Raw genomic sequence first — 1,074 nt, 5'->3', positions numbered from 1 at the left:
CAACCCGTACACCGCGCCGACTCCGCCGCCCACCCCCAAACCCGCGCCCCAGCGCCTCGACCAGGTCCGCGCCGAGCTGGACGAGCTGAGCGACTACCTCCGCAAGGAGAGCAACGGGAACAGCGAGGGCGAAGGCCGGTGAGCGGGCGGATCATCGCCGACCGGTACGAACTGGCGGCCATCCTCGGCCAGGGCGGCATGGGCCAGGTCTGGACGGCGTACGACCGGCGCCTGGACCGCCGCGTCGCCGTGAAGCTGCTGCGCCCCGACCGCGTCGCCGGGCCCACCGGCAGCGACGCGGCCGACGAACTGCGCCGCCGGTTCGTCCGCGAGTGCCGGGTCACCGCCCAGGTCGACCACCCGGGCCTGGTCACCGTCCACGACGCGGGCAGCGACGGCGACGACCTCTACCTCGTCATGCAGTACGTCGAGGGCGCCGACCTCGGCGACCACCTCGCCGAGCAGGGCCCGTACCCCTGGCCCTGGGCCGTGGCCGTCGCCGCCCAGCTCTGCGCGGTCCTCAGCGCGGTGCACGCCGTGCCGATCGTCCACCGCGACCTCAAGCCCCGGAACGTGATGGTCCGCCCCGACGGCACCGTCCTCGTCCTCGACCTCGGCGTCGCCTCCGTCCTGGACACCGACACCACCCGCCTCACGCACACCGGTTCGCCCATCGGATCCCCCGCCTACATGAGCCCCGAGCAGGCGATGGGCGGCGCAGTCGGCCCGTACACCGACCTGTACGCCCTCGGGGTCGTCCTGCACGAACTCCTCAGCGGTGACGTGCCGTTCGCCGGGTCCACCGCGCTCGGCGTCCTGCACCGCCATCTCTACGAGGCCCCGGTCCCGGTCCGGCAGGCCCGCCCCGAGGTCCCCGCCGCACTGGAGGCCCTCGTACTGCGGCTGCTCGCCAAGGACCCGCAGGACCGGGCGGCCTCCGCGCAGGAGGTGTACGAGGACCTCGCCCCGCTGCTGCCGAAGCACGGGACGCCCGCCGGGCCGCTCGACCCGACCCGCCCGTTCCTGCGGCCGCACGCCCCCTGGCCGGACCGGGCCACCACCCCGGCCCCCGTG

At 75.1% G+C, this 1,074-nt stretch carries 1 protein-coding gene; it reads left to right on the top strand.

Translation table 11 applies throughout. The annotated features are described in order from the left end of the window. Positions 1-138 precede the first annotated feature (138 nt). The coding region (locus tag JS521_RS35830) for a serine/threonine-protein kinase (protein WP_205087014.1) at positions 139-1,074 on the top strand (936 nt) is incomplete at its 3' end.

The organism is Streptomyces durocortorensis (assembly GCF_016901035.1).
Lineage (GTDB): Bacteria > Actinomycetota > Actinomycetes > Streptomycetales > Streptomycetaceae > Streptomyces > Streptomyces durocortorensis.
This window is presented reverse-complemented; position numbering and strand designations above follow the sequence as displayed.